This is a genomic window from Methyloceanibacter superfactus (genome assembly GCF_001723305.1).
Classification (GTDB): domain Bacteria; phylum Pseudomonadota; class Alphaproteobacteria; order Rhizobiales; family Methyloligellaceae; genus Methyloceanibacter; species Methyloceanibacter superfactus.
In genome coordinates this window covers 168,915-188,349 of sequence record NZ_LPWF01000023.1, presented here as the reverse complement: position 1 = coordinate 188,349, position 19,435 = coordinate 168,915, and the positions used below count along the sequence as shown (strand labels likewise).

Annotated in this window: 20 protein-coding genes, 1 tRNA gene and 1 pseudogene; 20 read left to right on the top strand and 2 right to left on the bottom strand. The window is 64.3% G+C overall.

Annotated features, from left to right (window positions below):
* Nucleotides 1–229 precede the first annotated feature (229 nt).
* The 15 genes from AUC69_RS07045 (at nt 230) to AUC69_RS06990 (ending at nt 13,135) form a co-directional block, all read left to right on the top strand.
* Nucleotides 230–2,137: a methanol/ethanol family PQQ-dependent dehydrogenase gene (locus AUC69_RS07045; RefSeq protein ID WP_069441509.1), complete on the top strand. Its 1,908-nt coding sequence runs from the start codon at nt 230–232 to the stop codon at nt 2,135–2,137.
* Nucleotides 2,138–2,372: 235 nt separating this feature from the next.
* Nucleotides 2,373–3,254: a methanol oxidation system protein MoxJ gene (moxJ, locus tag AUC69_RS07040; protein ID WP_083239184.1), complete on the top strand. Its 882-nt coding sequence runs from the start codon at nt 2,373–2,375 to the stop codon at nt 3,252–3,254.
* A 63-nt stretch (nt 3,255–3,317) separates the two neighbouring features.
* Nucleotides 3,318–3,884, top strand: coding sequence for a cytochrome c(L), periplasmic (gene moxG / locus AUC69_RS07035; RefSeq protein WP_069441508.1), 567 nt, complete (start codon nt 3,318–3,320; stop codon nt 3,882–3,884).
* A gap of 106 nt (nt 3,885–3,990) precedes the next feature.
* Nucleotides 3,991–4,287 (top strand): methanol dehydrogenase [cytochrome c] subunit, encoded by a 297-nt coding sequence (locus AUC69_RS07030; RefSeq protein ID WP_069441507.1) that lies wholly within the window; start codon nt 3,991–3,993, stop codon nt 4,285–4,287.
* 198 nt (nt 4,288–4,485) lie between these two features.
* Nucleotides 4,486–5,544, top strand: a complete 1,059-nt coding sequence (locus AUC69_RS07025) for an AAA family ATPase (protein ID WP_069441506.1) — start codon at nt 4,486–4,488, stop codon at nt 5,542–5,544.
* A complete protein-coding gene (locus AUC69_RS07020) occupies nt 5,541–6,419 on the top strand; it encodes a DUF58 domain-containing protein (RefSeq protein ID WP_069441505.1) in 879 nt (292 codons plus the stop codon). The genes AUC69_RS07025 and AUC69_RS07020 overlap by 4 nt, the downstream gene beginning before the upstream one ends.
* A 912-nt stretch (nt 6,420–7,331) precedes the next feature.
* Nucleotides 7,332–9,563 (top strand): pentapeptide repeat-containing protein, encoded by a 2,232-nt coding sequence (locus tag AUC69_RS19305; protein ID WP_342018547.1) that lies wholly within the window; start codon nt 7,332–7,334, stop codon nt 9,561–9,563.
* The gene (locus AUC69_RS18440) at nt 9,560–9,697 is read left to right on the top strand and encodes a hypothetical protein (protein WP_244500147.1); all 138 of its coding nucleotides are present in this window, start codon (nt 9,560–9,562) and stop codon (nt 9,695–9,697) included. Before AUC69_RS19305 ends, AUC69_RS18440 begins: the two co-directional genes overlap by 4 nt.
* A complete protein-coding gene (locus AUC69_RS18435) occupies nt 9,694–9,840 on the top strand; it encodes a hypothetical protein (protein WP_244500146.1) in 147 nt (48 codons plus the stop codon). Before AUC69_RS18440 ends, AUC69_RS18435 begins: the two co-directional genes overlap by 4 nt.
* Nucleotides 9,837–10,715: a hypothetical protein gene (locus AUC69_RS07010; RefSeq protein WP_069441504.1), complete on the top strand. Its 879-nt coding sequence runs from the start codon at nt 9,837–9,839 to the stop codon at nt 10,713–10,715. The genes AUC69_RS18435 and AUC69_RS07010 overlap by 4 nt, the downstream gene beginning before the upstream one ends.
* A complete protein-coding gene (locus AUC69_RS07005) occupies nt 10,715–11,254 on the top strand; it encodes an SRPBCC family protein (protein ID WP_069441503.1) in 540 nt (179 codons plus the stop codon). Before AUC69_RS07010 ends, AUC69_RS07005 begins: the two co-directional genes overlap by 1 nt.
* 11 nt (nt 11,255–11,265) lie before the next feature.
* Entirely contained in the window at nt 11,266–11,766 is a 501-nt protein-coding gene (locus AUC69_RS18430) for a YncE family protein (protein WP_083239183.1), read from the top strand.
* Nucleotides 11,767–11,768: 2 nt separating this feature from the next.
* Nucleotides 11,769–12,233 (top strand): YncE family protein, encoded by a 465-nt coding sequence (locus AUC69_RS16165; protein ID WP_244500145.1) that lies wholly within the window; start codon nt 11,769–11,771, stop codon nt 12,231–12,233.
* Between the two features lie 12 nt (nt 12,234–12,245).
* Nucleotides 12,246–12,572: a trypsin-like serine protease gene (locus tag AUC69_RS06995; RefSeq protein WP_069441502.1), complete on the top strand. Its 327-nt coding sequence runs from the start codon at nt 12,246–12,248 to the stop codon at nt 12,570–12,572.
* Complete coding sequence (locus AUC69_RS06990; RefSeq protein WP_158008042.1) at nt 12,539–13,135, top strand: trypsin-like serine protease; 597 nt, start codon at nt 12,539–12,541, stop codon at nt 13,133–13,135. The genes AUC69_RS06995 and AUC69_RS06990 overlap by 34 nt, the downstream gene beginning before the upstream one ends.
* On the opposite strand, the gene AUC69_RS06985 is transcribed toward AUC69_RS06990, so the two are convergent.
* A complete protein-coding gene (locus AUC69_RS06985; RefSeq protein ID WP_069441500.1) occupies nt 13,119–13,751 on the bottom strand; it encodes a hypothetical protein in 633 nt (210 codons plus the stop codon). The genes AUC69_RS06990 and AUC69_RS06985 overlap by 17 nt on opposite strands.
* Before the next feature lie 642 nt (nt 13,752–14,393).
* Here AUC69_RS06985 and AUC69_RS06975 point away from each other — a divergent pair.
* A complete protein-coding gene (locus AUC69_RS06975; protein WP_069441498.1) occupies nt 14,394–14,771 on the top strand; it encodes a hypothetical protein in 378 nt (125 codons plus the stop codon).
* Nucleotides 14,772–14,894: 123 nt separating this feature from the next.
* Here AUC69_RS06975 and AUC69_RS06970 read toward each other — a convergent pair.
* A tRNA-Arg gene (locus AUC69_RS06970) sits at nt 14,895–14,971 on the bottom strand.
* 204 nt (nt 14,972–15,175) lie between these two features.
* On the opposite strand from AUC69_RS06970, the gene AUC69_RS06965 reads away from it, so the two are divergent.
* The 4 genes and pseudogenes from AUC69_RS06965 (at nt 15,176) to AUC69_RS06950 (ending at nt 19,427) form a co-directional block, all read left to right on the top strand.
* Nucleotides 15,176–17,728 carry a response regulator gene (locus AUC69_RS06965; protein WP_069441497.1) on the top strand — a complete coding sequence of 851 codons (2,553 nt, stop codon included), beginning with the start codon at nt 15,176–15,178 and terminating at the stop codon, nt 17,726–17,728.
* 249 nt (nt 17,729–17,977) lie between these two features.
* Nucleotides 17,978–18,103: pseudogene (locus AUC69_RS19670) on the top strand (hypothetical protein); the annotation flags it as partial.
* Between the two features lie 11 nt (nt 18,104–18,114).
* Nucleotides 18,115–18,396 carry a hypothetical protein gene (locus AUC69_RS06955; protein ID WP_141700640.1) on the top strand — a complete coding sequence of 94 codons (282 nt, stop codon included), beginning with the start codon at nt 18,115–18,117 and terminating at the stop codon, nt 18,394–18,396.
* Nucleotides 18,396–19,427, top strand: coding sequence for an adenylate/guanylate cyclase domain-containing protein (locus AUC69_RS06950; protein ID WP_069441494.1), 1,032 nt, complete (start codon nt 18,396–18,398; stop codon nt 19,425–19,427). The genes AUC69_RS06955 and AUC69_RS06950 overlap by 1 nt, the downstream gene beginning before the upstream one ends.
* Nucleotides 19,428–19,435 lie beyond the last annotated feature (8 nt).

Genomic DNA, 19,435 nt, shown 5'->3' with positions numbered 1-19,435 from the left:
TGCAGCCACCGCAAAAGATGTGTTCGGCTTGCAGTGCAAGGCGTTCGCTTCTCGCAATACGGCCGGATGTCAACATTCGGCCAGCGGCTGCGCGAGGGCCTAGCGGCAGCAAAAGCTGCAAGCCCCTGGCGCACAGTGAAGCGGAGGAAGGCGACCCATTCGCCGGCATCGGCGTAGGGCGCTGTCTTCGACTCCGCACCTATGGGAGCGAAAACGCGAGGGTTCGTATATGAGGAGATCTCTCAGTATCAGTGGGTTTGCGTCGGCGTCTTGCGTCGCGCTGGCCCTTAGCGGCCTCTTTGGAGCCGCGGCCGTCGCCAACGATAAATTGATTGAGTTGGCGAAGGACCCGCAGAACTATCCAATGCCCGGCCTCGACTACACGGCTGACAATTACAGCACGATGGATCAGATCAACACGGGGAACGTCAAGAATCTCCGGGTTGCTTGGTCGTTCTCCACGGGTCTGCTGAATGGTCACGAGGGTACGCCGCTCGTGATCGACGGCGTGATGTACATCAACAGTTCCTTCCCGAACAATGTATACGCGCTCGACCTCAACAACCCGGGCAAGATCAAGTGGCAGTACAAGCCGAAGCAGGACCCCGCGGCCCGCGCGGTGGCTTGTTGCGACCTCGTCAATCGTGGCTTGGCCTATTGGCCGAGCGACGATACGGGCAAGACGCCCAATCTGATCCTCTCCAACCAGCTCGACGGCCATGTGGTGGCGCTCAACGCCGACACTGGCGAGGAATACTGGAAGGTTGAGAACTCCGACATCAAGGTCGGCTCGACGCTCACCGTGGCTCCTTATGTGGTCAAGGACACGGTGCTGGTCGGCTCGTCCGGCGCGGAGCTTGGCGTACGCGGTTACACCACGGCCTACAACGTGAAGACGGCCGAGATGGTGTGGCGCAAATACGCGACTGGTCCCGACAACGAGATCGGTATCGGCGACGACTTCAACGAGGCTAACCCCCAATACGGTCAGAAGGGCCTTGGCCTGGCGACCTGGGAAGGCGATGCCTGGAAGATCGGCGGCGGCACCAACTGGGGTTGGTACGCGTACGACCCGACCCTCGATCTTGTCTACTACGGCTCGGGCAATCCCTCGCCGTGGAACGAGACCATGCGTCCTGGCGACAACAAGTGGACCATGACGATCATGGCCCGCAACGCCGACACCGGCAACTTGAAGTGGGGCTACCAGAAGACCCCTCACGATGAGTGGGATTATGCCGGCGTCAACGTGATGATGCTTTCCGACCAGAAGGTCGATGGCAAGGACCTGAAGCTGGTCACCCATCCTGATCGTAACGGCATCATTTATACGCTGAACCGCGTGAACGGCGACTTGGTCCGCGCCGACTTCTTGGACGACACCGTCAATGTGTGGACGCATGTCGACATGAAAACCGGCATCCCGGTCCGTAACCCTGAGTACGGCACGCGGATGGACCACAAGGGCAAGGACATCTGCCCGTCGGCCATGGGCTATCACGACCAAGCCCATGACTCCTATGACCCGGAGCGGGGTCTCTTCTACCTCGCCATCAACCACATCTGCATGGATTGGGAGCCCTTCATGCTTCCGTATCGTGCCGGCCAGTTCTTCGTCGGTGCGACCCTGTCGATGTACCCGGGACCGAAGGGCGATCGCGCCAACTATCTCGGCCTCGGCCAGGTCAAGGCGTACAGCGCCGTCACCGGCAAGTACAAGTGGTCCGTCATGGAGCGCTTCGCAGCTTGGGGCGGCACGATGGTGACCAAGGGCGGTCTGGTATTCTACCCGACGCTTGACGGTTACTTCAAAGCCCGTAACGCCGACAGCGGTGAGCTTCTGTGGAAGTTCAAGATGCCCTCAGGCGGTATCGGCTATCCGATGACCTACGAGCACAACGGCACGCAGTACATTGGTGTGTACTACGGCGTCGGTGGTTGGCCGGGTGTTGGTCTGGTGTTCGACCTCCAGGATCCGACCGCCGGTCTGGGCGCCGTGGGTGCCTTCCGCAACCTGCAGAATTGGACGCAGCAGGGCGGTGGCCTCCTGGTGTTCTCGCTCGACGGCAAGAGCCCGTATTCCGACGACGTGAATCTCGACGAGTATTCGAACGAGATCACGACCGACGGGACCTAGTCAGACGACTGTTCCGCCAGGCTGCGATGTGTTCGCGGCCTGGCGGGACGCTTTTGCCTCCCCCCTGAACTTTCCATGGGTGGCGCTGTCGTCCAGGTGTCGAAATGTCCGGGCCGAATCTTCCTCCAGGTCATACCGCTTGCGCATCCGCGCAGCCGAGTCTGGACAGGTGCCCAGCCGACTCCCTGGCCGATCCGTCTCCCGACCGCGAGAAGCACGCGTTGCAAGGAATACAATGATGGAAACCACGACCAATCTTCTCAGCAAGGCAGCACCGGTGGCGATGGCCGCGGCTCTGGCCTTCCTCGTCAGTCCCGTTCCCGATGCGCTCGCTGAAAAGGCGCCGTTGAGAGTCTGCGCCGGCGCGAAGGAAAATCCCTACTCGATGCGCAACGAAGAGGGCTTCGAGAACCGCATCGCCAAGGCTCTCGGCGAGGCCATGGACCGCAAGGTCGAGTTTGTGTGGGAGGACAAGCCGGCGATCTACGTCGTGCGCGATCAGCTCGACAAGGACAATTGCGACGTGGTGATCGGCGTCGATACGGGCGATCCGCGCGTGCTCTCGACCACGCCCTATTATCGGGCGCCATACGTCTTCGTGACGCGGTCCGATTCGCCGCTGGAGATCGCCGCCTTCGACAGTCCCGATCTCGCCAAGGCGGACAATGTCGGCTACGAGCCGGGCGGCCCCGCCGAAGTGATGATGGTGAAGCACGGGCTGTTCAGCAAGAACTTCAACTACGTGAAGTCGCTGACGAACTTCAAGAGCTCGCGCAACCAGTATCTTCGCATCGATCCCGCGCTGATGGTGGGCAACGTCGCGAGCGACAAATCCGATGTGGCCATCGCCTTCGCGCCGTCCGTCGCGCGCTACGTCAAAGAGTCCGACGGCAAACTCAAGATGACGGCCGTCCCCGACAACAACTTCCGCACCGACGGCGAGCCCGTGCTGTTCCATTTCGATCAGTCGATGGGCGTCCGTAAGGACAACGAGAAGCTGCTCGAGGAAATCGAGGCGGCGCTCAAGGAGGCGAAGCCGAAGATCCACGACATCCTCGTCGAGGAAGGCATTCCGGTCGAGGAAGCCACCAAGCCGCCGAGCGGCACGAAATCATAAGCACCGGAGCGAACCGGACGTGCGTGTGAAGCAACATAAGAAGTGAGAGGAAACGAGCGGGAGATGAGGAAGTTTGTAAAGTTCGCGGCGGTCGTTGTGGCTTTTGCGTTTATCCCAATGCTTGCCGTGGCGCAGCAGATCGATCTTGTCCACACGATCACCGGCATGCCGCTTGACCTCAGCCTGTCGCCCAAGGAGGGGCAAGACACGCCGGCGGTGAAGCAGTTTCTGAAGACGGGACACAACCCATACAACCAGGTTGAGAGCTGCATGCACGAGGCCGAGGAGATGTTCCTCACGGCGTGCTCCGGCTGTCACGGTCATGTGGGCGAAGGCAAGATCGGCCCCGGCCTAAACGACAATTATTGGACCTATCCCAAGAACACGACCGACAAGGGCCTCTTCGAGACCATTTACGGAGGCGCGAGAGGTCAGATGGGACCGCAAGGGTCGCTGCGCACGATGGACGAGATGCTGCTCGCCATCGCGTGGATCCGTCACTTTTACAAAGATTCGCCGGAGGACGCGGACTGGCTGACCGACGAGCAGAAGGCCGCCTTCGTCCCTTACGACCCAGAGAATCCAGTGTCTCCGACGGAGACGTTGGTATGCGAGATCCCCGCGCAATGATCGAACGCCACGGATAGAGGCGCGCTGCCTCGACGGTATCGATCAGGCGCGGAGACAAAGGCGGGAACCCGCCAAGAGTAGCGACTGAGCACGGAGGAACTGACCCATGACGAAGACGATCCGCATCACTGGCGCGGCGCTTGTTGGCGCTGTCGCGCTGGCCCTCACAGCCGGCGGCGCGCTGGCCTATGACGGCACGAAGTGCAAAGCCCCCGGCAATTGCTGGGAGCCGAAGCCCGGCTACCCCGAGAAGGTGAAGGGCTCGAAATACGACCCGAAGCACGACCCGAAGGAGATCGCCAAGCAGGCTGAGTCCGAGCGGGCGATGGAGGCGCGCAACGCCAAGCGTTCCGAGCACTTCAAGAAGACCGGCAAGTGGGTCTACGACGTTTCGAAGATTTAGCTCTGTCTGCTTCTCCCAGAGCTAACCCTCGGAACAGGTCCATCACTGTTCTTTGGGGGTGGGGTGCGGCTTCGGCTGCACCCCCCTTTTGTCTTTGATCCGGTCGTCTTGATCCATCGTCTTTGACCCGCTGCTTCGACCCATCCGGCACGAGGGGCATCGAATAGCGGCCCGGGTCCACGTGAGAGGGGCTTTCGCATGGCGCGCCGTCAGGCTTCCCAGATCGAGTCGGATCGCCCGGCCAAGGCCGTCGACCTCGCTGTTTGGCGCGACCGCGCGCGAGCCTTCGAAGCCGCGCTGCACGAGGCGATCATCGGTCAGGACCGCGTCGTTACGCTTCTTACCATCGCTGTTTTCGCCCGCGGCCATGTTCTGCTGGAAGGCGATGTCGGCGTCGGCAAGACCACGTTGCTGCGCGCCGCGGCCAGGGCGCTGGGCGGCGCGTTCGAGCGCGTAGAAGGCACGATCGACCTGATGCCCGCCGATCTCGTCTACTACACCTATCTCGACAAGGACGGCCGGCCACGCGTCGATCCGGGCCCCGCGCTTCGCCATGGCGAGGACCTTACGGTCTTCTTCTTCAACGAGATCAATCGCGCAAGGCCGCAAGTCCATTCGCTTCTGCTGCGGCTCATGGCCGAGCGCAGCGTGACCGCGTTCAATCGTGAGCACGAATTTCCCTATCTTCTCGTTTTCGCCGACCGCAACCGCATCGAGCGCGAAGAGACGTTCGAGCTGCCGGCGGCCGCGCGAGACCGCTTCTTCATGGAGATCACCATGGAGACGCCGAAGGATCGCGACATTCGCCGCGCGCTTGCCTTCGATCCGCGCTTCTACGACGCCGATGCGCTGGTGCGCGCGGTTCCCGAGGATGTGCTCGACTATCGCGCTTTGAGCGACGTGGCGCGCGCCATCCAGTCGGAGATCCACGCGAGTGAGGCGCTGGAGCGCTACACACTCGATCTTTGGAACGCGGCTCGCGATCCGCTCTCTGTGGGCATCGACATTGACGGCGTGGACATGACGCGGCTGGTGCAGGGCGGCGCCTCGCCGCGCGGTATGGCCTATCTCGTCCGCGCGGGCCGCGTGGCCGCGTGGCTCGCAGGCCGCGACATGGTGGTGCCGGAGGATCTGCGCGCGGTGTTCACCGAGGTCATGTCGCATCGCGTCTTCCTCGATCCGATCTATGAGCTTCGGCGTGACGCACTGGTCACGGCATTGTTCAAGCAAGTGTTCGCCACGGTGCCGGCCCCATGAGCGACCCGCACTCCGGCTCAAGCGTTCCACAAGTCGATGTGCCGTACCGGCTCGACTGGCGCGCGGCCGGCGTGCGGATTGGCGCCCATCGCGGCAAGGTCGAGGGGGCGGGCGGGCTGTTCCGTGACCACGACCTCCTCGTGCGCTCGCAGGACCCGCGCCGTATCGATCTGCGCATGTCGTTGCGCGATCCTTTCGGCAATCTCTACGTCAAGCGCTTTGAGCAGAAGACCTCGATCACCGTGTATGCGCTGGTCGACCTCTCTGCCTCCATGGGCTTCGCGGGCAGTGTCGACAAGATGGATGTCGTAGCGAATCTCTGCGGCGCGCTTGCCGCGTCGGCCCGTCGCATCGGCGATTCTTTCGGTTTGATCGGCTGCGACGAGACCATTCTGCCGAAATTCTTGCTGCCGGCTACGCGCTCGCGCGGCACCGAAGCGGACATGGTGGCGGACTTGCGGGCTTACTTGCCCGCGGGCCACGGCGCGGAGGGGCTGCTGGAAGGCGCCGCCTATCTCGCCGGGCGGCGCAAGCTGGTCTTCGTCATCTCCGATTTCTATTGGCCACGCGATCTGATGGAGGCGGTGTTCGAGGCGCTGTCGGCGCACGACGTCATCTCCATCGTGCTGCGCGATCCGCGGGAGACGCGCGACCTGCCGCGCTATGGTCTGGTGTCGCTCGCCGATCTCGAGACCGGACGCCAGCGGCTCTACGTCATGCGGCCCTCTTTGCGCGCGGCGCTGATGCACGAGGAGGCGATGGCGGCAAAGGCCTTGCGCGCGCTGGCCGTGCGCTATGGCCGTCCGCCCTTCCAAGTCATGGGGCGGGTCGATTGGGACAAGTTCGGGGCGTATCTCATGGGTGAAGCCGCGTGATCCGGCTGCTCACCGTACTCCTTTGCTTCGCGGCCCCGCTCGCGGCGCTGGCGGCGGACTCGCCGGTCCTTTCCGTTGGCACCATCGACCCGCGCGGTTTCGGATATTTCGTCGGTGATCTGCTGACGCGCGAGATCGTGGTGACGGTGGCCGAACCCTACAAGCTCGAGCCCGCGTCGCAGCCCACAGCCCGGCGGCTTTCCTATTGGCTCGATTTGCGTGCGGCCGACGTCTCGGCGCGCGAGGCGGACGGGCAAACCCGCTACCGTCTCAAGCTTCTCTACCAGACCCTCTATGTGCCGCTGTCGCCCGAGGCGCGTAGCCTGCCGGCCATCACCTTGCGCTTTGCCGCCGGCGACAAGACGGCCGCGGCCGAAGTGCCGCCCTTCCGCTTCATCATGGCGCCATTACGCGAGGTGTTGCCCGAGCAGCCGGAGGAGGGACCGGTGGGCTATCTGAGGCCCGATGCGCTGCCGCGCACGATCTCGACCCGCCAAGCGCGTGCCGGCCTCGGCGCAGGGGTCGTCACTATTCTGATTGGGATTGGACTGCTCGCTTATCACCATGCCTGGGGCCCGTTCGGCAGGCGGGCCACGCGCCCCTTCACCGAAGCGGCGCGTAGGCTACGGCGTTTGTCGCGCGTTCCGGACGATGACGCCTATCGCACGGGTCTCCTCGATCTCCATCGCGCATTCGATGCGTCGGCCGGTCGCAGGCTGCTCGCGGAGGACGTGCCGGACTTCCTTTCAGGCCGAGTTCAGTTCCGACCCTATGAAGCCGAAATCGGCCGGTTCTTCGCCAGCTCGCGCCGCGCGTCTTCGGCAATGACATGGCGGGCGCGGCAGATGCCATGCCGCTTCCGCCCGTTGCGCGCTCGGCGCGGAGCTTCGGCGCCGCCGAACGGAGGGCCGCATGAACCTCGCCGTCACCTACCCCTATGTGCTGCTTCTCCTCCCGCTTGCCGTGCTGCCGTTGCTTGCCATGGCGCAAGATGCCGAAGGCTATCCCTCGTTGCGAGACGGGAAGCCGGATCCGCTGTCGGTTGCCGTCGATTTTGCGCTGAGGCTCCTTGGCGCCGTTGCCATCGCGTCGCTCGTGCTCGGACTCGCCGGACTGCATCGTCTTGGGCAAAGCATCGAGCGCTTGGGCGAGGGGGCCAATATCGTGCTGCTGTTCGACCGTTCGGCCAGCATGAACGACACCTTCGCGGGCCAAGCACCGACGAAGAGCGGCGAAGAGTCCAAGTCGGCGGCGGCCAAGCGCTTCCTCAAGCAGTTCGTCACCAGTCGCGAGCACGACCGCTTCGGGGTCGCCGCCTTCTCGACCGCGCCGATGTATGTGCTGCCGCTCTCCGATCATAAGGAGGCGACGCTCGGCGCGATCGACGCCATCGAGCAGCCCGGCCTCGCCCTCACCAATGTGGGCAAGGGCCTCGCCATGGCGCTCTCCATGCACGACGCCGACATCCTGTCCACGCAAGGTGCGGACGGCGGCATCGCCAGCCGCGCTATCGTGCTGGTGTCCGACGGCGCGGCGGTGATCAATCGCAAGGTCCAGCAGAAGCTGGAGGCCGCCTTCCTGAAGCGGCCGGTCAATCTCTATTGGATATTCCTGCGCACGGAGAATTCGCGCGGCATTTTCGACAAGCCGGGGCCGGACGACACCGACACGCCCTTCGCCATGCCCGAGCGGCACCTCCACCTGTTCTTCGAGAATCTCAAGATCCCCTACAAGGCCTTCGAGGTGGAGAACCCCGCCGCGGTGGGCGAGGCGGTCGCCGCGATCGACAAGCTCGAGCGGCGGCCCATGCGTTACGACGAGCGGATTCCGCAGAAGGACTTGTCGGGCGTGGCCTATGGGATCGCGGGCGTCGGCCTTCTTCTCTTGGTTCTCGCCAAGCTTGCCGAGGTGAAAGTCTCCGGGCGCGGCGTCTCGCGGCGCGCGCTCCTCGGACTTGCCCTGCTTCTCTCGACGGCGCTTGGGGTGCTGCCGGAGAACGCGGCCGCCGGAGAGATTACCCGGGAGCAGCTCTTGGTCATTCTCGGTGCGTCGGGCGAGGACCGGCCCGATCTGTCGCGCCGCGATCTGACGGGCCTCGATCTGTCCGGCATCGACTTCAAGCGGGCCGATCTCTTCGCCGCCAATCTGAGCGGGTCTGCCGTGCAAGGGGCGAACTTCGCCGGTGCCAATCTCAATCGCATGGTCGCCAACGAGGCCGATTTCGCCGATGCGGATTTCACCGGCGCGGAGATGTTCGCCGTGGTGATGAACGGATCGAACCTCACTGGCGCCGACCTCTCCAAGACCCGCATCATCGGCGAGCTGCGTAACGCGCGCATGGACGGGGCCAAGCTTGTCGACGCCGATCTCGGTGCGGACCCGGCGAACCAGGGCATGGTGCCGGTCCGGCTCGACATGGCGGGCGTGAGCTCGATGGCGCCGATCTCACCGGCGCGAACATGGTCCATACCGTGCTCATCTTCGCGAGCTTGCGCAACGCCACGCTGGTCAAGGCGCGCTTCAACTGGGCCAAGATGTCGGGCGCGCATCTCGACGGCGCCGACGTGGCGGGCGCGGACTTCGCCAATGCGGATTTGTCGGGCGCTACCCTGTCCGATCTCAAAGGGGCGGACAGCGCCGTCGGCCTACCGGAGGCGGAATGATGCGGCGTGCGATGAAGCCTTTGGGAAGACCGGGCCTTCCGCGCCGCGTGCTCGGCTCGCTCTACGCCGCGCGGGTCGTCTTCATGTGGTTCCTGCTCGCCTTGGGGCTCGCCCTGACCATTGCATCCGGTTGGCGCTGGTATGCCGATACGCGGGACAATGCGACGATCAAGGCGCTGGCCGCTGGGGACAATGTGGCGATCGATCCCGAGCGCGCATCGCCCGCGGTGTTGTTTGCGCGTGCCTACTATCTCCTGTGGCGCGACCGGATCGACGAGGCGCAGATCTTGTCGACCAGGCCAATTCCGCGCGGATAAGAAAACGCGCGTCGCGATGCTCTACGACGCCGGCAATACACGGCTTCGCGCCAGCTTCGAAGCCATCGAGCGCGGCAAGTTCGACAAGGCGACGTCCTTCGTCAATCTCGCCAAGGAGGACTACAATCAGGCGCTTCGCCTCGATCCGCAAGCCTGGGACGTGAAATACAATCTCGACGTGGCCGCGCGCCTTGTCCGCGACCTGCCGCAGATCGCGCCGAGCGAGGAGCCCCTTCAGCAGGAACCGCGCAAGGATCTGTGGAGTGATCTGCCGGGCGTGCCGAGGGGCGCGCCATGAACCGTCCTGCGTTTCATGAGCTCCGGTTCTGGCTCCTCGTCGCCGCGCTCCTACTGATCGTCGCGGGGCTCGCATTGCCGCGCGTCAAGCTCACGCGCGAGGCCTATGACGTCATGCGTTCGTGGACATCACCTCAAGCATGAACACGCGCGACGTTTCGCTCGACGGGAAGCCGGCGAGCCGGCTCGATCTCGTCAAGGAGCGCTTGAGCGGCTTCGTGGCGAGCCTGCCGTGCCGCTCCAAGTTCGGGCTTGGGATCTTCACCGCGCGCCGCGTGTTCGTGTTGTTCGAGCCGGTCGAGGTCTGCGAGAACTTCGCCGGCATCGACGCCGCGATCAGCGGGCTCGACTGGCGCATGGCCTGGGAAGGCGACAGCTACATCACGGCCGGCGTGCATGACGCCATCCCCGTGGCAAAGGGGCTCGACACCGATCTTGTGTTCTTCACCGACGGGCACGAGGCGCCGCCGCTTCCCTGGACGGGTATGCCGCCCTTCGAGGGAAAGCCCGGCGAGGTCGCCGGACTGCTTGTCGGCGTAGGCGGTAAGACATTGGTGCCGTTGCAGAAATTCGACGATTCCGGAAGCGAGATCGGCGTGCTCGGCGTCGACGACGTGCTCCAGGAGAATCGCTCCGGCCAGCCGCCGCCCGATGCGTCCTCGCGTCCGGGCTGGCACCCGAAATGGGCGCCGTTCGGCGACATGCGCGCAAACAACAACGAGCACATGACCTCGGTGAAGGAGGACCATCTGAAGGGATTGGCCAGCCAGACGGGCCTCGCTTACGCACATCTCGACGGTGCCGGGCCGCTGCTCCGCGCCTTCGAGACGGTCGCCCGTCCGCGCGCCGTCGTGGTCGCCACGGATATCAGGCCTTACCCGGCGGCGCTGGCGCTGTTGCTGCTCGTTCTTCTCTACGGCGCCTTGCCGCTGCGCGACCGTCTGGCGGCGCGTCGCGTCGCGAGCGCACCGCAGTCCCGCTTCCATTCCGCAAACGTCAAACCGAAAGAGGCGCATTGATGAGTCTGTCCCACGTCTTGGCGTGTTTCGCCGTCCTTACCCTGCTTGCCGTGACGCCTGCCGCCGCGCATGGGCCGACCCCCCAGAAGGTCGAGCAGTCGATCGCCATCGCCGCGCCGCCGGAGACGGTGTGGGCGGCGGTGAAGGATTTCGACGGGCTCGCGGGGTGGAACCCGCTGGTGGAGTCAAGCAAGGGAAGTGGCGGCAACGCCGCGGACGGCACACGCGTCGTGGTGCTGAAATCGGGCGGTCAGCTCATCGACAGTCTCGACGAGTATCTCGATGACGAGATGTCCTACTCCTATCGCCTGGCTACGCCAGACATCGAGTCCTTCCCCGCCAGCTTCTATTCGTCGACGCTCATGGTGAAGCCGGGCGCCAACGGCGGCAGCGAAGTCATATGGGACGCGCGGCTCTATCGCGCCGACACAGGCAACTTCCCGTCCGAGACACAGAACGACCAGGCGGCCATCGAGGCGGTCACGCGGTACTTTCAGGAAGGCCTGAAAACCCTGAAGGAGCAGGTCGAAGCGCAATAGAGGAGGACGCCATGCTCGCGACGCTCAAGAGGTTGGCCGCGGCGGTTGCGCCGCTGGTCCTGGCGTCCGCGATTGCCGCCTCAGCGCAGGCCGCGGCGCCGCTTCTCTATGTCACCAATCAGACCGATAACAGCGTTTTGGTGATCGATACCGGCAGCGACGCCAAGGTGGCGACGCTCGCCGTGGCGTCGGGGCCGGCCATGATCACCGCCGCGCCCGGAGGACGGCATATCTACATCACCCATCCCGAAGCTGGGCAGATCTCCATCCTCGATGGGCATCGGCTCGGTGTGCCGAGACTGCTCGACGTGGGCGGTGCGCCGTTCGGTATCGCCGTGGCGAGCGACGGCCGCTTGTTCGTCAGCGATTGGAACCGAAACCTGCTCCTCGTGCTCGACGGCGAGACCGGCAGCAAGATCGCCGAGATCTCGGTCGGACACGCGCCGGCGCATGTGGCGCTGCGCCCCAGAGCCGGCGTGCCTTCATCGCCAATCGCGAGGACAACAGCCTGAGCGTGGTCGACACCGACCGGTTGATCGTGATCGCCACGGTCGCGGTCGGCCATGCGCCTTTCGCGCTCGCCGTCTCGCCGGCGGGCAACAGAGTCTATGTGGCCAATGTGCAGGGTGGCGACGTTTCGGTGCTGGGCGCCGACAGCCTGGCGCGGATCGGAACCGTGCGTGTTGGCGCCATGCCCTACGGCGTCGCCGTCGCGCCCGGCGGCGACCGGATCTTCGTCGCCAATCAGCAGTCGGGCACGGTGAATGTGGTGGATGCCGCGTCTCTGGTGGCGACCTATCGCGCCAAGGTGGGGCGCTATCCCGAGAGCATCGTCATGCTTCCCGACGGCAGCAAGGCCTATGTGGTCAACTGGATGTCCGGGGACATCTCCGTGCTCGATGGCGAGACCGGCCGGGAGTTGAAGCGGCTCGACGCCGGCGAGGGCGCGCGCGGCCTCGCGATCGTTCCCTCCGGCTAGCGGGCTCGCGCGATGATCGAGGCGGCGAGGCATCTTCATTGGCAATGGAGGCTGGGGCTTTGGCTGCTGCCGCTGCTCGGAACATCGGGCGCGCTGGCGTTGTCCGGTGCCACCACCGACGGCGCCGACCGCTTTCCCTTCGTGGTGGCCATTACCTATCAGGGCCGGCTCATCTGCTCTGGCACGGTCGTCTATCCCCGCATCGTGGTGACGGCCGCGCATTGCCTGCAAGAGTCGGTCAGCGTGGGCGGTACGCGCATCTACGTGGACTCCTATGTGGAGCCGGGCACGCTCGGCGTGATGTGGTGCGGATGGGCCGCAACACGTCTTACAAGGTGACGAAGACGGCGATCGCGCCGGGCTGGCTCGCGAATGGCGCGGGCGCGGGCGCGTTCAAGCGGCTGCCATATGATCTAGCTCTGCTCGTGACGGAGGATCCGATCGAAGTGGGAGCGCCGGAAAGCGAGCTCGTGTTGGACACGCAGCCTTCGCTTCCGGAGGCGTCACGACGGGGCGTGCTCGTGGCGTTCGGCGGCGAGCATTGCGCCTCCTACAGTCAATGCGACGATGCGGGCGTCCGCCGGGTGCTGCCGGTGGTGATCAAGGACGGCGCCGACTGTTTCCCCAGCCGCCGCGAGCGAGAGGCGGGTCTTCCGGGGGCCATGTGGTGCATGGAATCGGCGGCCATGCCGGGCGATAGCGGCGGCGCGCTTCTCGTCGAGGCGGCGGATGGGAAGCTCTCTTACGTGGGCGTGATCTCGGTGCGGCGAGGGCTGCCGCTTGAGCTTTTCGCCCTGGCGTCGACGCGGCGCAGCGCGGCCGCGGCGATCTCGGCCAATCGCGACTTCATCTTGGAGACGGCGCGGGCGCTCGGCTACGCGCCGCTCAGTTCGGGTCCATGAGCGGCGTGATCTTGTCCTTCATCTCGACGATCAGCGTGTAATTCTCCTGCAGCGGCTCGAGCCGCGCCAGCTTGTCGCCGATCAACTTATACTGGGCGACGGTCTGCTGCTTCTGCTCGGCGCTCAGGGTCGGGTCGCGTTCGGCTTGGGCGATGTTCGCCTTGACCGCCTCGTCGAGCGAGCCGGGCTTCTTGCCCTGCATGGCATAGACGTAGGTCATGGTCACCGAGGAGGCGACGTCGGTCCACTGGTTGAGGCTCTCGAAGCCGTGCTCGGCGGCGACGGCCTCTAGAGCTTTCCGCTTGGCGGCCGGCATCGCGGCGATACCGGCGGCGCCGGCCTGCGCGGGCAACTCGGTGCCGCCGAACTTGGCGGCTACGCGCCGCATGTCGGGGAAGGACGCGATCAGCCGGTCGACCATGTCCGCGGTCAACGGCACCTGACGCACGGAGGCGGTGATCTTGTCGATGTCGGCAGGGTCGAAGCCGCCGCCGGGCGCGGCTTGCGCCAGCGCCGCCGCGGGCGCGGCGAGTGACAGAAGGAGCGCGAAGGCCAGCGAGAGCGGCCGGACGCGCGATAGGCGAGGCGACAGGGGAGAACTCATCTGAAAACGCATCGGGGCAACTCATCGTGGGGGATGGACGATCTCATCGTCTACACGAGGCGCTGGGCCCCCGCGATGCCAGGCTTGCTCATTTTGCCATGGGAAAAGTCCATGGCTCCGTTGTCCGTCAAAGAGGTGCCGCGCAGCCTTGCTCTAGAGGAGAGTTTTAAAGCCGGGAGAGCGCCCGCTTGCCGCGCCTCATCGGAAGTAAGCGCCGAGCGTTGCAAGGTTGCACGACTGGACCCGGGTCGCGGTCTGAGCCGCCAAGGCAATGTCGCCAAGTCTTGAAAGCCACGAACTTGCTGCGTGAACGAGAAGGTAGACCGCGACCGCCAGGAGAAGACCGAGACCCACGCGAGGAAAAACCTCGTAGGCGAGGGTGTCGAACCAGCCAAGCGCCTGCTGCTCCGACTTCCGAGCGACCGTTTCGTATGCGCTAAAGACACCAGCGAGGAAGGGCGCCGTAGCGAAGAGAAGCCCGAGCCGGCAGGCACGCCTGGGTAAGATCAAGCCCCGTCTCCAATCATGCGTGCGGCGTCGGTTTGGTCTTCCATTGGAGCATTTCGATTTGCCGCCAGCCTCAACTTCGCAAAAGCTCTCGCCGATGCTATAGTCCTAAGGCATACGGAACCTACTAGATTGAGTGGGGTCACGATGTCCGAAAGTTGCGATACCGCTCTCGCGGAATACCAGCTGCGACAGCTTGAACTTGCGGACGCCTTCGCCGCCATGCTTGCGATGGCCGCGGCGGCGACAGTCTCGGCAGTATTGTTGCTTGCAGCAATCGGCATTTTGATTGCCGCGTCCGCCGTCATCGGCACGCCCGCTGGCTTGGTTAGCTGGATTGTGATCTTGGGGGCAGTCGGCGTCGCAGTGCTAACCGCCGCGATGTTCCTTTTCAGCTTCGTCATGCTTGTTAATGCCTATCTAGAATGGCGTGCGGCCATGGATAGACGGCAAAGGGCCTACGCAGACCTTTTCGCGAAATGCCAAAACGAACCAGACCGGATACCCCCGCCGCCGATTGGATGACCGTCTAGGTCGCCCCAATCAGCCCCACCAGCTTAGCAGCATTCACGGCAATGCGCCGCGCCTCGTGGTGGGAGCCTCCCTCAATCAGTGGCCTCCCCGGGTCGGAGCCTGAGTCATTGATAATGGTGACCCCGACAGGATTCGAACCTGTGACCCTCAGATTAGGAATCTGATGCTCTATCCGACTGAGCTACGGGGCCATTGGGATGGCTCTCTCTGGATTTAGAGGAGGCTAGAGGCGCCCGCAACCCGGGAAACGGGCAGTTCCCGGTGCGGAAGGCGTCCGTGGCGTCCAGCCCGGCGGCTCCGCCGGGGCGCGATGCCGTTTGCACAACCGCTAGAAGGCGTTAGGCTACTCGCCGGGAGAGGCGCTACCGAAGGTTGCCTCCTGGAGGGTGTCAGTCATGTCGGCCGCTCGGGACCAAGCGGGGACGGTCGCCGCCGCGATCATGCGTATGCTGGGCGGGGATTCGGCACAAGCCGACACCGAGTCGGTGACGCTGCTCATCGAGCAGGCGCTCTGCCAGGCGGTCCAAGAGCAGGAAAAGCGCAGCTTGGAGCATATCGCCGAGGTGCAGGCTTCGGCGCACGCTCATCTCAGCCGCCTGCTCAATACATCGCCCGCGGTGATCTATTGCCGGTCGGCCGAAGGCGATTACGCACCGACTTTCGTCAGCGACAGCATCAGCCGGTTGTTCGGCTGCTCGCCGCGCGAGTATCTCGCGGACCCGTATCTGTGGCGTGACTTCGTTCACCCCGACGATGTTCAGCGCATCAATGCGTGGGTCGACGTGATGTTCGAGAACGATACGCGCTCGATCGAATATCGCATCCGCCGGCCCGACGGCTCCTATTTCTGGGTTCACGACCGGCAGCAAGTGGTGCGCGACGAGACGGGCGCTCCCATCGAGATCGCGGGCTCCTGGACCGACGTGACCGAGCGCAAGGAAGCAGAGGCGGAGAGGCGCGCGGCACGGGAGCGGCTCGACCTGCTGCTCGATGTGGCGCCCGTGGTGATCTACAGCTTCGCCGCGACCGGCGATTTCGCGCCGACCTTCGTGAGCGCGAATATCCAGCGGCTGCTCGGCTACCGGCAGGAAGAGTATCTGGAGGGCGCCGGCTTCTGGCGGGATCACGTGCATCCCGACGATCTGCCGAGACTCGAGGCGCAGCAGTCGGAAGTGTTCAGCAAGGGTATGCATCTCGCCGAATACCGCTTCCTCGACAAGCACGGCTCCTATTGCTGGCTTAGCGACGAACAGCAGCTCATCCGTGACAAGCAGGGAAACCCGATCGAGGTGGTGGGCTCGTGGAGCAATATCGACGCGCGCAAAGAGGCTGAAGAGGCATTCCAGGCGTCCCAGATCGAGTTGGCCAAGGCGACCGAGGCCGCGCTCGAGGCGAACGAGGCCAAGAGCATCTTCCTCGCCAATATGAGTCACGAAATCAGGACGCCGATGAACGCCATTATCGGCCTGTCCCATCTCGCGCTGAAAACGGACCTGAGCCCGCGCCAGCGCGACTACGTGCTTAAGATCAAGAGCTCGGGCCAGCATCTGCTCGGCATCATCAACGACGTTCTCGATTTCTCGAAGATCGAGGCAGGCAAGTTGTCGATCGAGAATATCGACTTCGATCTCGACAAGGTGCTGGAGAATGTCGCGAACTTGATGTCCGAGAAAGCCTCGGCCAAGGGGCTGGAGTTGATCTTCGACGTCGAGCAAGGGGTGTCGGCCCATTTCAAGGGCGATCCGTTGCGCCTCGGACAGATCCTGATCAATTTCTGCTCGAATGCCGTGAAGTTCACCGAGACCGGCGAGATCTGGGTACAGGTCCGCGTAGCCGAGGACTGCGCCGACAGCCAGCTCGTCGACTTCTCGGTCACCGATACCGGGATCGGCATGACCCAGGAGCAGGTCGAGCGCCTGTTCCAGGCTTTCGAGCAGGCGGACGCCTCGACCACCCGCCGGTATGGCGGCACAGGCCTCGGGCTTGCCATCTCCAAACAGCTCATCGAACTCATGGGCGGGTCCGTCGAGGTCGAGAGCACGCCAGGCGAGGGCAGCGTGTTCCGCTTCACGGCGCGGCTCGGCAAGAGTTCCGCGGCGCCGCGTCCGCGGTTGCTGCAGTCCGACCTGCGCGGCCGGCGCGTCCTGGTCATCGACGACAATTCGCATGCGCGGACCGTGCTGGCGACGATGCTGAATAGCATGACTTTCATGGCCGACGAGGCGGCGTCGGGCGAGGAAGCGCTCGAGATGCTGCGCCAGGCGGGGCAGTCGGGCGCCCGTTACGAGATCGTGTTCATCGACTGGCAGATGCCCGGCCTCGACGGCATCGAGACGGGCAAGCGCATCCGCGAGTTGCTCGACGGCGCAAAGCCGCCTCATCTGGTGATGGTCACGGCGTATGGCCGCGAGGAGGTGCTGAAGCAAGCCGAAGAGAGCGGCTTCGAGAATGTCCTGATCAAGCCGGTGACATCGTCGATCCTGTTCGACACCGCGGTCGTGGCGCTCGGCGGCGAGCTGGGCGGCATGGAGCCGGCCAACACGAGTCCATCCTTGGACGTCGCTCGCTTGCGTGGCGCCAGAGTCCTGTTGGTCGAAGACAATGTGATCAATCAGGAAGTGGCCGTGGGCCAGCTCGAGGACGCCGACGTCTTCGTCGACGTGGCGGAGAACGGCGAGCAGGCCATCCGGTTGATCGAGAAGAATGATTACGACGTGGTGCTGATGGACATGCAGATGCCGGTGATGGATGGGGTCGCTGCTACGCGCATCTTGCGGTCCGACCGGCGCTATCAGGACTTGCCGATCATCGCCATGACCGCCAACGCACTGTCGACCGATCGTGAGTTGTGCCTGGAGGTCGGCATGAACGATCACATCGCCAAGCCGATCGATTCCCCACCAGTTGTTCGGCACTTTACTGCGGTGGATCCGTCGGGACGAGCCTGACAGTGGTCCTGAGGCCACGAATGGCGCGGAGGCCAAGCGCGGCGCGGAAGACGACGGGGGCTGGGAGTCCTTGGAGCTCAAGGGCATCGATGCCGATGCGGGCTTGCGCTTCACCGGGGGGAGCCGCAAACGCTACGTGGCTCTCTTGGGCAAATTCGCCGAACAACAAGGTGGCACGGTAGAGATCATTCGGCTGGCGCTGTCGAATGGCGACGCGGCGGCGGCTGAGCGCGCGGCCACTCGCTCAAAGGCTCCGCCGCGACGCTCGGGGCGGCACAGCTGGCGGTCGCCGCGGCCGAGACGGAGAGCGCCGTCAGGGAAGGGCGGGATGCGGAGGATACGCTGAGATCCTTGTCGATGAGCTCGATCCGGTGATCAAGTCCATCATGACCTCACTGCCCGCCGAAGCCGATGGCTCCAGCCAAGCCCCGGGCGGAGATCCGGACGCCGTCGCCGCGCCGCTCGCCCGTCTCAAGCAGCTTCTGGAAACCGACGACGGGGAGGCCGCGGACTTCATGATCGAGGTCAAGCCTCAGCTCGCCGGCGTTCTCACCCCGGCGGAGGTCAAAGCGCTCACCGATCAGGTCGGCAATTTCGAGTTCGAGGCGGCGCTGAAATGCCTATCGGGAATCGCCTCCCGCCTCTCGCTCGACATTGGAGGGCAGTGATGTTGAGCTCGCACCGGAAGCTCGTGCTCATCGTCGACGACACGCCGACCAACGTCACCGTGGTGTCGGGAGTGCTTAAGGATCAGTTCCGCACCAAGGTGGCGACCAATGGCGAGAAGGCGCTGGCGATCGCCATGGGGCTTGAGAAGCCGGATCTCATCCTGCTCGACGTGATGATGCCGGGCATGGACGGCTACGAGGTTTGCCGCCGCCTCAAGGCGAATCCCGACACGGCCGAGATCCCCATCATCTTCCTGACGGCGAAGACCGACTCCGTCGACGAGGAGAAGGGGTTCGAGGTCGGCGCCGTCGACTACATTCATAAGCCGTTCTCGACGCCAATCGTTCTCGCCAGGGTGAAGACGCAACTGGCGTTGCAGGAGGCGGTGAGCGAGGCGCAAGAGGCGCGCGCGCAAGCCGACCAGTTGCTCCATGCGCTGTTGCCGAAAAAGGCCGCCGACGAGATTCGTAATTTCGGAACCGTGATTCCGCGGCGCTATGAGAATGTCGCCGTGCTGTTCTGCGACGTGACTAATTTCACCGCCTATTGCGATCAGCATGAGCCCGAGGAGGTGGTGTCACGGCTCGACGCGCTGTTCGTCATCTTCGAGCGCGTCGCGGCGAAGCACGGGTTGGAGAAAATCAAGACCATCGGCGACGGCTTCATGGCGGCGGCGGGCTTGCTGCACGAGATCGAAGATCCTATCGGCTCGGCGGTGCGCTGCGGTCTGGAGATGGCCTCGACCCTGGTCGAAGCGCATCTCGGCTGGGAGGTGAGGGTCGGCGTCCATGCCGGGCCCGTGGTCGCCGGTGTCGTCGGCCAGGAGCGGTATCAGTTCGATATCTGGGGCGACACGGTCAATCTCGCGGCGCGCATGGTCGGCATGGGCGCATCGGGGAGCGTCGCCGCCACGCGGGAAATCTGGGAGCAGCTGTCGTCCTCCTTCCACGGCGAGTCGTTGGGCGAGATCGAGGTCAAAGGCAAGGGCGCCATCGCCATTTTCGGCATCAGGGCGCATCCGCCGGCATAAGAGTCTGC